The following is a 13322-nucleotide window of genomic DNA, read 5'->3' on the forward strand; positions in this document are numbered from 1 at the left end:
TCAAACGTTTGAGATCGCGGCCTTCATTTTGGATCCTCCGCTGCCCACGATTGCTCACGGCGGGAGTCTTTACGTTTACGGTATCTCCTCAAATAGATGTCGTTTGCATGTCGGTGTCGGCAGCGAAGGCAGGAGCAGCTCGAGCTCGCCGCGCCTCTGCTCCAGAGATGACGGCAGCTTCAAGCCTGTCCCCAGCGTCTCGAAACTTTCATCCGCCTCAAAGCCCGGTCCATCGGTCGCGAGCTCCAGGAGAAGACCGCAGGTGGAGCGGAAATTGGCGGATCGGTAATACATCCGATCCTTCGGCTCCGTCGCAAGGATCCCGTATCGGTCGTGGAGAGCTCGGACCAGAGCATCCTGATCGGCCGCGTCACGGGCGCGAATTGCAACATGATGAATGCTTCCTGCTCCAAGCTGACCTCGTGCAAGAGGTCCGGTTTCATCAAGCGTGATAGTGCCGCCTGGTCCGCCATGCGCCGCAAGCCGAACGAGTTTGGCGCTCCGGCCTATCTCGGTAAAGCCTAGGACCTCCCGAAACAACTCGCTCAGCGGATCAGACTTGCGCACCTTCAACACAAGATCGTGAAGACCCTGGAGGGCATGTGACGAGGGAATTTCAGGATGGTTCCAAGCGGCCGATGGCGCGGGCGTCTCGGCCTCCACGAGGGCGAGCATCGCACCATCCGGATCTTCAAACATCAGACATGCCTCGCCGAACGCCGTCTGATCGGAAAGACAGGCGACGTCCGCCGCATGAAGGCGCCGCGCCCACCAGTCCAGAGAGCCCAGGGGAATGCGAAACGACGTGCGCCATGGCTCGCAGGCCCCGCGCCTTCCACGGGGCATGCGTTGCCAGGGAAATAAGGTGAACAGCGTGCCGGGCCGGCCGGCATCGTCTCCGAAGCACAGGTGGAATGTGCCCGGATCCTCGTGGGAGACGGTCCGCTTGACGAGCCTCATTCCGAGAAGACAGGCGTAGAAACGGCAGCTCCGCTCCGCGTCGCTCGATATCAACGTGACGTGATGAAGGCCGCGTCCGGCCATGGCTGCACTCCGGTGTATCGTTTCCGACAACCTAGAGGCTGCGGGAGTCGTTTGTCTTGTCTTCTTTTGCCGCCATTTGAAACTTTCCGGAACGGCACGACCGGATCGTCCAAATCTGTTTCAATTTCGACAAGATTCTGAAGGTCAATGGCTCGATTGTGCTCCGGCAGCTGTCACCAGAAGAGGATCGATCATGTCCATCAAAGCATCCCCCACGCCCGGTTCAAAGCTCGTCAACCCCACCGATCATGCTTTGATCCTCATCGACTTCCAATCGCAGATGTCGTTTGCGACCAAGTCGATCGATGCTGTGAACCTGCGTAACAATGCAGCCATGGTCGCCCAGGCCGCGGCCGGCTTCAAGGTTCCGACGATCCTGACGACCGTTGCGGAGAAGAGCTTTTCGGGCCCGATGTTCTCCGAGGTCACGGATCCCTTCCCGGGTCAGAAGCTTCTCGACCGCACCTCGATGAACACCTGGGAGGATGCCGCCGTCATCGATGAGGTGAATCGGATCGGAAAGAGCCGCCTGGTCTTTGCAGGCCTTTGGACGTCGGTCTGCATCGTCGGCCCGACCCTTTCGGCGTTGGACCAGGGCTTCGAGGTCTATGTCGTGACCGATGCCTGCGGCGATGTTTCGACCGAAGCCCACGAGCGCGCGGTGGAGCGGATGATTCAGGCCGGCGTGCGGCCGATGACGGCCCTGCAATACCTGCTCGAACTCCAGCGTGATTGGGCCCGGACCGAAACCTACGACATGACGACCGGCATCGCGAAGAAGTACGGCGGCGCCTACGGCCTCGGCATCATCTACGCCAAGACGATGTTCGGCGCGAGTGAAGGCGCCCACGGCGCATCGGCGGTTGCGGCAGAATAACCATCGTTTGCGCGGGCGCAGGGAAATGCCCTGCACCCGCACCTTCCTTCTCTGCTCTCGTGGTTCCCTGAACGGCAGCAACGAGCGAACACCGGCTATGTCCATGCCTCATGATCGTCGTACGGTTCTCGCCGGCCTTGGCGCATTCGGGGCCGGTTTTGCTCTTCCCAAAGGCTTGGAGGCTCAGACGATGACTACGTCCGCCGACCTGATCCTGTTCAACGGCAGGATCACGACTCTCGATCGTCAGGCCCCCGAAGCCTCCGCATTGGCCATTCGGGATGGGCGCTTCGTCGCCGTCGGGGACGAACGGGAGGTCATGACTCTGTCAGGCCCCGACACGCGTCGCGTGGATCTGCAGGGCCGTCGGGTCATCCCCGGCCTGATCGACAGCCACATGCACATCATCCGCGGCGGCCTCAACTACAACATGGAACTGCGCTGGGACGGCGTGCGCTCCCTGGCCGATGCCATGCGGATGCTGAAGGAGCAGGTGGACCGCACGCCGGCGCCACAATGGGTGCGGGTGGTCGGCGGCTTCACGGGCCATCAGTTCGCCGAGAAGAGGCTGCCGACCCTCGACGAGATCAACGCCGTGTCCCCTGACACGCCCGTCTTCATTCTGCACCTTTATGACCGCGCGCTGCTGAATGGAGCAGCTTTGCGCGCCGTCGGCTACACGAAGGACACCCCGAACCCGCCCGGAGGCGAGATCCAGCGGGATGCCCAGGGGAATCCGACGGGTCTATTGATCGCCAAGCCCAACGCCACGATCCTCTATGCCACCCTCGCCAAGGGTCCGAAGCTTCCGCCCGAGTACCAGAAGAATTCCTCGCGCCACTTCATGCGGGAGGTGAACCGGCTCGGGGTGACCGGCGTCATCGATGCCGGCGGCGGCTTCCAGAATTATCCGGACGATTACCGGATCATCGAGGAGCTGCACCGGGAGGGTCAGCTCACCGTGCGCCTCGCCTATAACCTCTTCACCCAGAAGCCGAAGGAAGAGCTGAAGGACTTCGACAGCTGGGCCAAGCAGGTGACGCCGGGCCAGGGCGATGATCTCTACCGCCATAACGGCGCCGGCGAGATGCTGGTCTATTCGGCGGCTGATTTCGAGGACTTCAAGGTAGAGCGGCCCGAGATGCCGCCCTCGATGGAAGCCGATCTCGAGCCCGTCGTCCGCCTGCTCGCCCAGAACCGTTGGCCGTGGCGCCTGCACGCCACCTATAACGAGACCATCACGCGGGCTCTCGACGTGTTCGAGAAGGTGAACAGGGACGTGCCGCTCGAAGGGCTGCACTGGTTCATCGATCACGCCGAGACCATCGACGACCGCAACATCGACCGCATCGCAGCTCTCGGCGGCGGCATTGCGGTTCAGCACCGGATGGCGTTCCAGGGTGAGGATTTCGTGGAACGCTACGGCGACAGGGCCGCAGAGCGCACGCCGCCCATTCGGCGCATGCTGGACGCCGGCGTTCCGGTGGGCGCGGGCACCGATGCGACCCGCGTAGCGTCCTACAATCCCTGGGTCTCCCTGTCCTGGCTCGTGACGGGGAAGACCCTCGGAGGGCTGACGCTCTATCCGGCCGCGAACCGCCTCGACCGGGAAACCGCCTTGCGCCTGTGGACGCAAGCCAACACCTGGTTCTCCACGGAAGAAGGCAAGAAGGGACAGATCAAGGCAGGGCAGCTGGCGGATCTGGCCGTCCTGTCCGACGACTACTTCTCTGTTGCGGAAGACGCGATCCAGGACATCACCTCGGTTCTCACCCTGCTCGGCGGCAAGCCGGTTCACGGCGATGCAGAGTTCAAGGATCTCGCGCCGCCCCTGCCCCCGCCGATGCCGGATTGGTCGCCCGTCCGCACCTTCGGCGGCTATCAGCAGCGCCGCGCCGGCCTCGAGACGGACCGCAAGTACGCGTTCGCAGCGGCAGCCTGCGGCTGCGCCAACACCTGCGGGGTGCATGGCCATTCCCATGCCGGTGCCTGGGGCTCCGCCCCACCGACGTCGGATTCGCGATCCTTCTGGGGCGCCCTCGGCTGCTCCTGCTGGGCATTCTGAGAGAAGGGTCATGACCGTCATCGCTGCTCCCCGCCCCATCGCTCAGATGCTGGCCCTGCCCGGGTTCGACTATCTGGCGCGCCTTGCGCTCGCGCCTCCTTTCCTGATCAGCGGGATCGTGAAACTCGCCGATTTCGGCGGCGCCGTGAATGAGGTCGCGGGGCTTGGCCTCCGGCCGGCCGCTTTGATCGCAGGGCTCGTCATTGGCACGCAGATCGGCGGTTCCGTTTTCTTCCTGGCCCGCCGCACCTGCTGGCTCGGCGCGGGCGTGCTGGCGGGGTTCACGATCCTGGCGACCCTTCTTGCGCACCCTTTCTGGGCCTTCGAGGGGCTCGACCGCGGCCGGCAGACCGCCACCTTCTTCGAGCACGTCGCGATTGTCGGGGGCCTTGCTCTTGCGGCTTTGCTTGCCAACGGTCGAGGCATGCGCGCATGACGGAGACCCCGGCCAGGATCGCCGAAGCGCCGGCCTCTCCGCCGCCCGGCACCTTCGCGCCTCTCCGCCATCGCCTCTTTGCGGTGATCTGGACGGCGACGGTGCTCGGTAATATCGGCACCTTCATGCGCGACGTGTCGTCCGCCTGGCTCGTCACCGAGATCTCCCCCTCGCCTGCATCGGTCGCCATGATCCAGGCGGCCGGCACGCTGCCGTTCTTCCTGCTCGCCATTCCGGCCGGCGTCCTGTCCGACATTCTCGACCGGCGCCGCCTCCTCATCGCGCTCCAGATCGTTCTCGGGTGCGTCAGCTCCCTCCTCGCCATTCTGGCCTGGACGGACAGCGTCTCGGTGGAAAGCCTCATCGTTCTCACCTTCCTCGGGGGCGTGGGAGCGGCTTTGGCGACCCCGGCATGGCAGGCAATCACGCCGGAACTCGTTCCGCGATCCGATCTGAAAGGTGCTGTGGCGCTCAACTCGCTGGGCATCAATATCGCCCGGTCCATCGGGCCAGCCCTGGGCGGATTTCTGCTGGCCGGGCTAGGCGCCGCAGCCGTCTACGGCTTCGACGTCCTGACCTATGTCGTCGTCGGAGGCGCCCTGCTGTGGTGGCGGCGCGAGGCGGATGCCGACGACGGCCTGCGGGAGAACTTCGGCGGCGCGCTGCGCGCCGGACTGCGCTACGCCCGGGCGAGCCGCGACCTTCATCGCATCCTGTGGCGGGCCGTCCTGTTCTTCGCCTTCGCCAGCGCCGTCTGGGCCCTTCTGCCTATCGTGGCGCGGCAGGAGATCGGCGGAGGACCGAGCTTCTACGGCCTGCTGCTCGGCAGCGTCGGGGCAGGCGCCATCGTGGGCGCCATCCTGCTGCCGCGGGCCCGCACCCGTCTCGGACAGGACCGGCTGGTCCTCACCGCTACTCTCGTGACCGCCGGCGCGACCGCCCTTCTCGCCCTGACCGATTCCGAAATCGTCGCGATCGCCGCGACCTTCGTGCTCGGGACCGCCTGGATCGCCATGCTGACGACGCTCAACAGCACCATGCAGGCGATTCTGCCAAACTGGATCCGGGGCCGCGGGCTTGCGATCTATCTCACCGCCTTCAACGGCGCGATGGCGGCGGGCAGCCTGGGCTGGGGCTTCCTGGCGCAGGAGATCGGCACGGACGCCACCCTGATCGCGGCCGGGCTCAGTCTTGTCGTGGTCGCCGTGCTGGCTCATCGCGCTGCTCTGCCGACCGGCGAAGGCGATCTGACGCCGTCGCTGCACTGGCCCGAGCCGGCTATGGCCGAACCGGTCGCGCATGATCGGGGGCCGGTGATGATCATGGTCACTTATCGCATCCGACAGGCGGACCACGCCGCATTCCTGGAAGCCCTCAAGCGTCTTTCCGAAGGGCGTCGCCGCGATGGCGCCTATGCCTGGGGCGTCTCTGAGGATGCAGCGGATCCCGAGCATCTCGTCGAGTGGTTCTTCGTCGAATCCTGGGCCGAGCACCTGCGCCAGCACAAGAGGGTCTCGAAGGTCGACGCGGACATCCAGGCCGCGGCCCGGCGCTTCCACCAGGGCGCGGAACCGCCCCTGGTTCAACACTTCCTGGCCGTCGACAGGCCGGGACGACGTCAACTTTGAAGCAAGAAGGAGAGCACCCCATGGCGACTATCACGACGAAGGACGGCACCACGATCTTTTACAAGGACTGGGGATCCGGTCAGCCGATCCTGTTCTCGCACGGCTGGCCGCTTTCGGCCGATGCCTGGGACGGCCAGATGCTGTTCTTCGGCCAGCAGGGTTATCGCGTCATCGCCCATGACCGCCGCAGCCACGGCCGCTCGGACCAAACCTGGGACGGCAACAACATGGATCAGTATGCGGACGATCTGGCCGAGCTGATCGAGAAGCTCGATCTCAGAAACATCATCATGATCGGCCATTCCACGGGCGGTGGCGAGGTCGTGCATTACATCGGCCGCCACGGCACCGATCGGGTCGCGAAGGTGGTCCTCGTCGGTGCGGTACCGCCGCTCATGCTGAAGACCGACGCCAATCCGGAAGGCACGCCGATCGAGGTCTTCGACGGCATCCGCAAGAACACCGCCGGCGACCGCTCGCAGTTCTTCAAGGACCTCACCATGCCGTTCTACGGCTTCAACCGCGACGGCGCGAAGGTCAACGAAGGCCTGCGCGAATCCTTCTGGCTTCAGGGCATGATGGGCGGCATCAAGGGCGAATACGACTGCATCCATGAATTCTCGGAGGTCGACTACACCGAGGATCTCAAGAAGATCGACAAGCCGACGCTCCTGATCCACGGCGATGACGACCAGATCGTTCCGATCAAGGCCTCGGCAGAAAAGGCCGCGAAGATCGTCGAGGGTGCCCAGCTCAAGGTCTATGCGGGCAGTTCGCACGGCTTGGCGGAGGTCGAGCCGGACCGGTTCAACGCCGACGTCCTCGCCTTCATCAAAGGCTAGAATGAAACTGTTGCTCGGATTGCTCCTTGCCTTCGGTGTCGGGATCGTGTGCCGTCTTGCCGGACTGCCGCTTCCGGCACCCCTGGCTCTCACGGGAGCAGCGCTCGTTCTGGCCATGTCAGCCGGTTACGAGATCGTGGATCGCTTCGCGTCGAGGCGCGAGGCATCCCAGCGCGCGAACTGTGGCGGGTCTGATGGCCTCACGCGGGCGGCGCGCGGCGCATCGGACCGGCAGGTGGGGTGATCCATGCTTGAATTTCTTGCCGGATTGCTGATGGCCTTTGCCATCGGGGCCCTCTGCCGCTGGTTCGACATCCCGTCTCCCGCCCCTCCCAGACTCGCCGGAGCCCTGCTGGTGGTTGCCATGACGGCCGGCTTCCTGCTCGCGGAACCACTCATGGGAGTTCGGTGAGGGCTTCGCCGGCATTATCCTTTTGTCAAACTTTACTGTTCAACTCACAATGGCTGCCCGTTGACCTGGCAGAGCTCGAGGGAGAACAGAATGACGTCGAAGCCGTGTATCGTTCTGGGCGTACCGGTCCAGGAGGGCGCTGGCCGGCTCGGCTGCGACATGGGCCCGAGCGCCTTTCGAACCGCTGGCCTGCTCACAGAACTGCAAAACCTCGGCTACGCCGTCGAGGATCGCGGCAACGTCGTGCCCAAACCGCTCCGGAATTTGCAGCATCCGAACGCCGCCATCAAAGCCCTCTCGGAGACTGTCGCCTGGACCGAAGCCATCGCTGAAGCCGCCTATCAGGCCAGCGGCGACGGCATGCCGATCTTCGCCGGCGGCGATCACAGCCTCTCGGCCGGCTCGATGACCGGGCTCGCCCGACGCGCTGCGGAAGAAGACCGCGAGTTCTTCGTCCTGTGGCTCGACTCGCATCCGGATTTCCATACCCTCGCCACCACTACGAGCGGCAACCTGCATGGGGTGCCGATGGCTTACGCAACGGGCCGCGATGGATTCGAGGGCTACTTTCCCACCCCGGCCGCTCCCATCAAGCCGCAGAACGTCTGCATGATGGGCATCCGCAGCGTGGATCCTGCGGAGCGTTCTGCGCTGCAAAGCGCCGGCGTGACGGTTCACGACATGCGGTCGATTGACGAGAACGGCGTCGTGTCGCTCCTCAATGCCTTCCTGCAGCGGGTCGCAGCGGCAGACGGGATTCTCCATGTGAGCCTCGACGTGGACTTCCTCGATCCGGCGATCGCTCCCGGCGTCGGGACCACGGTTCCCGGCGGGGCGACGTTCCGCGAGGCGCATCTCATCATGGAGATCCTTCACGACAGCGGTCTCGTGGGCAGCCTTGATCTGGTCGAGCTCAACCCGTTTCTCGACGAGCGCGGACGCACGGCCCTGCTCATGGTCGATCTTGTGGCGAGCCTGATGGGGCGGCGGGTGCTGGACCGCCCAACCCAGAGCTACCGCTATACCCCGAAGATCGGCTGAGTGGGTGAGAGCGGGCATTGAGTGCTGCGAGAATGACTTTGAATGCGGAAGTCCGCCGCCGCCGCCCTAGTTAGGCTGCGCGGGATGGGTTGCCGAAAAGCGTACCTTTCCTGGGTGATGACGGCGAGGATCCTTATGACCGCTGAAAGACCAAAGGTCGTAATCGTCGGGGCCGGGTTCGGAGGGCTGACGGCGGTTCAGTCCTTGGCGCGGGTTCCGGTCGATGTGACGATCATCGACCGGCACAACTACCATTACTTCCAGCCACTGCTCTACCAGGTCGCCACGGCGGCCCTGTCACCGGCCGACATCGCTTGGCCGATCCGCGGCATCCTCAGGCGGCAGAAGAACACGGCGGTGCTCCTGGCGGATGTCACCGGCATCGATGCGGACGCGCGTATGGTCCATGCGGGATCGGTGACTATCCCCTACGACTATCTCGTCCTCGCCACAGGCGCCACGCACTCCTATTTTGGGCATCCGGAATGGGCCTCCGTCGCACCGGGATTGAAGCAGATCGAGGACGCGACCTCCATACGCCGAAAGGTCCTTCTCGCCTTCGAACACGCCGAACTAACCGAGGATCATGACGAGCAACGCCGCCTTCTCACCTTCGTGGTCGTGGGCGGCGGCCCCACCGGGGTTGAAATGGCCGGAGCCATCGCGGAGGTGGCCCATCATGCGCTGCCGTCCGAATTCCGACGAATCGACCCGCACGCCGCCCGGGTGATCCTGATCGAGGCGGGACCTCGCCTGCTGCCGGCCTTTCCCGAGGACCTGTCAGCCTATGCCCGCCAAGCCCTGGAGAGGATGGGCGTGGAGGTCAGGACGCTCGCACGGGTCACGAGCTGCGATGAAACCGGCGTCGATCTGGAGGAGACGCGAATCGACGCCGGCACGATCATATGGGCAGCAGGCGTGGTGGCCTCTCCGGCCGCCGAGTGGCTCGGAGCGGAACGGGATCGCGCCGGGCGGGTCATGGTCGGGCCCGATCTGAAGGTTCCTGGCAGGCCCGAAATCTTCGTGATCGGCGACACGGCGGCAGCCGCCGATGCGACCGGAAAACCGGTACCCGGAATTGCTCCGGCGGCCAAGCAGATGGGTCGCTATGTGGCCGAGGTGATCGCCTCAAAGGTCGAAGACAAGACCCCGCCCGGTCCGTTCCGGTATCGCCATCAGGGCGATCTGGCCACGATCGGTCGTAAAGCTGCCGTGGTGAAGCTCAAGTCCATTCATCTGACTGGCTTCATCGGCTGGCTCTTCTGGGGCTTCGCGCATGTCTATTTCCTGATCGGCTTGCGCAACCGCGCCGTCGTGGCGTTCAGCTGGCTGTGGAACTACCTGACCTATCAGCGGGGAGCACGCCTCATCGTCGATAGCCCTGCTGCACAGACGATGGCTCGGAATGAGAAGATACGCCCGCTACCTGGTTCCGTCGAAGCGAGCCACGGACCCGGTCGGGATCAGGCGCGATCAGACAGGGCGGACTGGCGATAGACCTTTGGAACTTCGGATAGGGCGCAGCAGGGCTGCGGCCATCATCGATCATCTGCGCAGACCGAGTATTTCGGGCACAGTCATTTGCCGCAGGTGAAGAATCCTGCACGTAAACCCTAGTCCTCGCGGAAGGCGCGGTTGAAGCTGTCCATCACGGGGCGCAGCATGTAACCGGCTGCTGTGAACTTGCCGGTCCTGATCAGCACCTCGACCGGCATGCCGGCCATCACCTCGACGCCCGGCAACGAAGACAGTGAATTCTCGTCGAGACTGATACGTGCCGTGTAGAAGGAGCGCTCGGTGGTCTTCTCAGTCATGCGGTCGGCCGAGACATAGGTCAGAGTACCCTCCACGGGAGGGATGCGGCGGTGTTTGTATGGCATAAGCCGCACCTGGGCCGGCAATCCGGGATGGACCACATCGATGTCGTCGGGCCTCACCTGGGCGGTGACGATGAGGCGATCGTGCTTCGGCACAAGATCGAGCAATGGCTGCCCCTCCGCCACAACGCCGCCGGGTGTCCGGATCCGTAGATCGGTGACGACACCGTCCTCGGGTGCACGCACCTGGGTGCGGGCGAGGACGTCCTGGGCGGCCTCGGAGCGCTCGGAGAGCTGGAAGACGAGCGCCTGGACTTCGCGGAGGCTCTGGGCGATCTCGGCCTCCCGGTCGCTGCGCAGCTTCAGAATCTGTGCGTTGGCCTCGCCTACTCCCTGCTCAGCACGCGCCATCTCTTCCTGTGCCTGGCCTCGCCGCCCGTCGATTTCGGCCTGCTCACGCTCAAGGGCGAGCTTGCGCGGCTGAGCGATGACGCCCCTGGCGACGAGCGGCGCGATGGATTCCATCTCCTTCTTGATGATCTCCGCGCGTTTCTCCGCCGCGTTCACCTGATAGCGCAGTCCCAGCATCTGGCGCGAGATCTGTTGCTGCCGCTGCACCAGAACGGCAAGTTGCGACTGGTAAAGCTGGCGGCGGCTGTTGAAGATGCGCTGCTGCCCGGTGAGCATTTCGGCGAGCGCCGGATCCTTTCCGGCCACTTGGCGGAGGAGCTGCGGGAACGTGATGGTGTCATGCCCGTCGCGTTCGGCGAGCAGCCGCGCCTCCCGGGCCTGCGCCTCACGGAGCTGTCCCTGGAGCGCCTGCGCCGTGGATCTGGCTCTCGTGTCGTCGAGCTGAATCAGCGGCTGGCCGGTCGTCACCGCATCGCCGTCCTTCACCAGGATCTTGGCCACGATGCCGCCTTCCAGATGCTGCACCGTCTTGCGGCTCGTCTCGGCCTCGACCGAGCCCACCGCGATGGCGGCACTTTCCAGCGGCGCCGTGACCGACCAGATTCCGAAGCCGCCGATGAACACGACCACGAGCCCGAAGGCGACGGCTGCAAGCCATCGGATCCGTTGGAACGGTGTAGGCGGAGGCGGGGGTAGGACATCGGAGAGATCGATGACGGGAGATGTTTTGGCCATTACGCGGCTCCCTTGCCGACCTGCTGCCCCGGCGCGGCGATCATAGGCCCTTCATTGACCTTCGGCATGTGCGCGTCAGGCTTCGCCTTCGCCTGCTGCGCGACCCGGATCGCGGTGCGCCCCTGTGCGATCTTTTCGGCGATCTCGCGGCGCTCGCCGTAAGCGTTGACCATGCCGTTGTCGAGAACGAGCACATTGTCGGCAACCGACAGGATGCCGAGACGCTGAGCGATGACGATGATCGTCGCGCCGCGGGATTTCATCTCGTCGATGGCCCGTCGCAGCGCTTCCTCTCCTTCCGGATCAAGGCTGGCGTTGGGCTCGTCGAGAATGATCAGGCGCGGATCGCCGAAGAACGCACGCGCAAGCCCGAGCTTCTGACGCTGGCCGCCGGAAAGCCGCGCCCCGCCTTCGCCGATATGGGTGTCATAGCCTCTGGGCAGCCGCATGACCGTGTCGTGGAGATCCACGAGCCGGGCCGCTGCGATCACATCCGCGGAACTCGCCTCGGACAGGCGGGAGATATTCTCCGCGACGGTGCCGGCGAAGAGCTCGACGTCCTGCGGCAGGTACCCGAAGTAGCGATGGCCGCCGGAGGCCATCCAGACGCCGACGTCCGCTCCATCGAGGCGCACATGCCCCGTTGTCGGCGGCACGGTTCCGGCGATCAGGCGGCCGAGCGTCGATTTTCCGGCCCCCGATGGCCCGACGACGCCCAGCACTTTCCCGGCGCAGACCATCATCGAGAGGCGGCGCACGACAGGCTCGGTCGATCCAGGCGGCACGTAGGTGAGCTGCTCGACTTCGAGCAGGCCGCTGGGCGCGGGCAGCTCCATGCCTTTCACGGGCGGTGGAGCAGCCTGCATGATGCGTCGAATGCGGTCATAGGCGAGCCGCACGTTGGTAACGGCCTTCCAGGTGCCGATCGCGCCTTCGACAGGGCCGAGGGAGCGGCCGAGCAGGATCGAAGCGGCGAAGATCGCCGCCGGGCTGACGTCGTGCCGGATCACGAGGAACGAGGCTGCCGCCATCACCAGTACCTGCGCGATGAAGCGAACGAAGCGGGCCAGAGCCTGGATCGCCGAGGCGCGCGATCCCGCGGACAATTGAGCTGCCTTTGCGTGCGCCTGCTCGTCGGCCAGGATGCGCGCCACGCCGGGCAGCATGCCCATGGCGGTGATCGCCTCCACGTTGCGCATGAGCGACTCGAAGCGATGCTGGCTTTCGGACGAGGCCGCGGCAGCCCGCGCGAAGGGAGCCCGGGTCACGGTCTCGTTGAGCCATGCAAAGCCGAACAGGATGAGAGAAGCCACGATGCCGATCGCACCGAGCAGCGGGTGGACCAGGGTCATGGCCAACAGGAAGATGGGTGTCCACGGGAGGTCGAAGAGGGCCGTGCACGCGGAACCGCCGAAGAACTGGCGCAGGGTGCCGAGGTCGCGCCATGCCTGGGCCGCTCCCGCCGGATCGGCCCGCAGCGCCGCCTGCACCGCCGCGGTGAGCACGGGGGCCTGCAGGCGTTCCTCGAGCCAGGCACCGACGCGGGCGAGCATTTCGCGCCGCAGGGCCTCTATGACCGCGTGGAGTGCCAGCGCAAAGATGACGATCAGGGTGAGCATGAAGAGCGTGTCGAGGCTCTGGCTCGACAGCACATGGTCGTAGACCTGCAGCAGGTAGAGCGGCATGGTCAGAGCGAGCAGATTGACGAAAAAGCTTAAGCCCGCGACGAGGGCCAGCGAATAACGACACAGCCGGAAGGCATGCTCCACCTCGGTCTGGTGGCGAACCTTCATCCAGTTCAGGGCCATACGCGGTCTCCAGGCGCTTCAGGAGAATTGGGCTGGCGCTCGCGCTGCTGGAGCATGGTGCGCGAGCGCCGCGGCGGGGCCGCGGGGGTGTGGCGGGCCCCGTTTTGCCGTTGCGGCCCATTTAATCCGAACCAGACGTGGAAATAGCCCAACTAGAACGTGTAACCCAAACTTTCGTTCTGCAATTGGTCCAACCTCTTTTAAAT

At 64.8% G+C, this 13322-nt stretch carries 12 protein-coding genes; 9 read left to right on the top strand and 3 right to left on the bottom strand.

Translation table 11 applies throughout. The features are described from left to right. Positions 1–75: 75 nt before the first annotated feature. Positions 76–1044 (bottom strand): VOC family protein, encoded by a 969-nt coding sequence (locus VB672_RS20935; RefSeq protein ID WP_329786153.1) that lies wholly within the window; start codon positions 1042–1044, stop codon positions 76–78. Between the two features lie 199 nt (positions 1045–1243). Between VB672_RS20935 and VB672_RS20940 the strand changes: the two genes are divergently transcribed. The 9 genes from VB672_RS20940 (at position 1244) to VB672_RS20980 (ending at position 9842) form a co-directional block, all read left to right on the top strand. Next, complete coding sequence (locus tag VB672_RS20940; protein ID WP_329786167.1) at positions 1244–1921, top strand: hydrolase; 678 nt, start codon at positions 1244–1246, stop codon at positions 1919–1921. 190 nt (positions 1922–2111) lie between these two features. Next, the gene (locus VB672_RS20945) at positions 2112–3986 is read left to right on the top strand and encodes an amidohydrolase (RefSeq protein ID WP_329786154.1); all 1875 of its coding nucleotides are present in this window, start codon (positions 2112–2114) and stop codon (positions 3984–3986) included. 10 nt (positions 3987–3996) lie between these two features. Next, positions 3997–4422 carry a DoxX family protein gene (locus VB672_RS20950; RefSeq protein WP_329786155.1) on the top strand — a complete coding sequence of 142 codons (426 nt, stop codon included), beginning with the start codon at positions 3997–3999 and terminating at the stop codon, positions 4420–4422. Continuing rightward, the gene (locus VB672_RS20955) at positions 4419–6050 is read left to right on the top strand and encodes an MFS transporter (RefSeq protein ID WP_329786156.1); all 1632 of its coding nucleotides are present in this window, start codon (positions 4419–4421) and stop codon (positions 6048–6050) included. Before VB672_RS20950 ends, VB672_RS20955 begins: the two co-directional genes overlap by 4 nt. Before the next feature lie 20 nt (positions 6051–6070). Further along, positions 6071–6892 (top strand): alpha/beta fold hydrolase, encoded by an 822-nt coding sequence (locus VB672_RS20960; protein ID WP_329786157.1) that lies wholly within the window; start codon positions 6071–6073, stop codon positions 6890–6892. A gap of 1 nt (position 6893) precedes the next feature. Next, the gene (locus VB672_RS20965; protein WP_329786158.1) at positions 6894–7136 is read left to right on the top strand and encodes a DUF1427 family protein; all 243 of its coding nucleotides are present in this window, start codon (positions 6894–6896) and stop codon (positions 7134–7136) included. 3 nt (positions 7137–7139) lie between these two features. Next, positions 7140–7304 carry a DUF1427 family protein gene (locus VB672_RS20970; RefSeq protein WP_329786159.1) on the top strand — a complete coding sequence of 55 codons (165 nt, stop codon included), beginning with the start codon at positions 7140–7142 and terminating at the stop codon, positions 7302–7304. 90 nt (positions 7305–7394) lie between these two features. Then, a complete protein-coding gene (gene rocF, locus VB672_RS20975; RefSeq protein ID WP_329786160.1) occupies positions 7395–8345 on the top strand; it encodes an arginase in 951 nt (316 codons plus the stop codon). 135 nt (positions 8346–8480) lie between these two features. Then, positions 8481–9842, top strand: coding sequence for an NAD(P)/FAD-dependent oxidoreductase (locus VB672_RS20980; protein ID WP_329786161.1), 1362 nt, complete (start codon positions 8481–8483; stop codon positions 9840–9842). Between the two features lie 116 nt (positions 9843–9958). On the opposite strand, the gene VB672_RS20985 is transcribed toward VB672_RS20980, so the two are convergent. Beyond that, the gene (locus VB672_RS20985; RefSeq protein ID WP_329786162.1) at positions 9959–11308 is read right to left on the bottom strand and encodes an HlyD family type I secretion periplasmic adaptor subunit; all 1350 of its coding nucleotides are present in this window, start codon (positions 11306–11308) and stop codon (positions 9959–9961) included. Next, the gene (locus VB672_RS20990; protein WP_329786163.1) at positions 11308–13116 is read right to left on the bottom strand and encodes a type I secretion system permease/ATPase; all 1809 of its coding nucleotides are present in this window, start codon (positions 13114–13116) and stop codon (positions 11308–11310) included. Before VB672_RS20990 ends, VB672_RS20985 begins: the two co-directional genes overlap by 1 nt. Positions 13117–13322: the final 206 nt, after the last annotated feature.

Origin of the sequence: Microvirga sp. CF3016, from assembly GCF_036314085.1 — a bacterium.
Taxonomy (GTDB): Bacteria; Pseudomonadota; Alphaproteobacteria; order Rhizobiales; family Beijerinckiaceae; genus Microvirga.

Excerpts from the sequence above, each read along its gene's own strand:
- VB672_RS20935 (WP_329786153.1), bottom strand. The coding sequence starts at position 1,044 with ATGGCCGGACGCGGCCTTCATCACGTCACGTTGATATCGAGCGACGCG.
- VB672_RS20945 (WP_329786154.1), top strand. The coding sequence starts at position 2,112 with ATGACTACGTCCGCCGACCTGATCCTGTTCAACGGCAGGATCACGACT.
- VB672_RS20950 (WP_329786155.1), top strand. The coding sequence starts at position 3,997 with ATGACCGTCATCGCTGCTCCCCGCCCCATCGCTCAGATGCTGGCCCTG.
- VB672_RS20955 (WP_329786156.1), top strand. The coding sequence starts at position 4,419 with ATGACGGAGACCCCGGCCAGGATCGCCGAAGCGCCGGCCTCTCCGCCG.
- VB672_RS20960 (WP_329786157.1), top strand. The coding sequence starts at position 6,071 with ATGGCGACTATCACGACGAAGGACGGCACCACGATCTTTTACAAGGAC.
- VB672_RS20965 (WP_329786158.1), top strand. The coding sequence starts at position 6,894 with ATGAAACTGTTGCTCGGATTGCTCCTTGCCTTCGGTGTCGGGATCGTG.
- VB672_RS20970 (WP_329786159.1), top strand. The coding sequence starts at position 7,140 with ATGCTTGAATTTCTTGCCGGATTGCTGATGGCCTTTGCCATCGGGGCC.
- rocF (WP_329786160.1), top strand. The coding sequence starts at position 7,395 with ATGACGTCGAAGCCGTGTATCGTTCTGGGCGTACCGGTCCAGGAGGGC.
- VB672_RS20980 (WP_329786161.1), top strand. The coding sequence starts at position 8,481 with ATGACCGCTGAAAGACCAAAGGTCGTAATCGTCGGGGCCGGGTTCGGA.
- VB672_RS20985 (WP_329786162.1), bottom strand. The coding sequence starts at position 11,308 with ATGGCCAAAACATCTCCCGTCATCGATCTCTCCGATGTCCTACCCCCG.
- VB672_RS20990 (WP_329786163.1), bottom strand. The coding sequence starts at position 13,116 with ATGGCCCTGAACTGGATGAAGGTTCGCCACCAGACCGAGGTGGAGCAT.